1 pseudogene is annotated in these 342 nt (G+C 48.2%); it reads left to right on the top strand.

From position 1 onward, the window contains the following. Positions 1 to 37: 37 nt before the first annotated feature. Positions 38 to 154: pseudogene (locus IV91_RS19960) on the top strand (type II toxin-antitoxin system PemK/MazF family toxin); the annotation flags it as partial. Positions 155 to 342: the final 188 nt, after the last annotated feature.

Genomic DNA, 342 nt, shown 5'->3' with positions numbered 1-342 from the left:
TGGATGAAGCCTTGGCGGACATGGAAGGCTGGACGGAATGATGCGGGGTGATTTTGTAACCATTGTCATGCAAGGCGACTTTGGTAAACCAAGACCCGCCTTGGTAATTCAGGCCGATCAATTTGGTCCAGAATACCCAGTGTCGTCATTGCCGCCGTAAAATACCATCGCCCGGCAACCGGGTAATGTCGATTGTCGGGCGATTTGTTTATCGTACTCTCCGTAAAACTTCGGCGTTTACGCCGGAGATATAAGGAGAAAGTTCTTGACTTACGCCTTAAATTCACTGTATAATGACGGTCATGTTGATTCAACGCGCCTATCGTTACCGATTTTACCCGA

This window comes from Ferrovum myxofaciens (assembly GCF_000735045.1).
Classification (GTDB): domain Bacteria; phylum Pseudomonadota; class Gammaproteobacteria; order Burkholderiales; family Ferrovaceae; genus Ferrovum; species Ferrovum myxofaciens.
The sequence above is the reverse complement of the archived record's forward strand: the minus strand, read 5'-3'. Positions and strand labels throughout refer to the sequence as shown.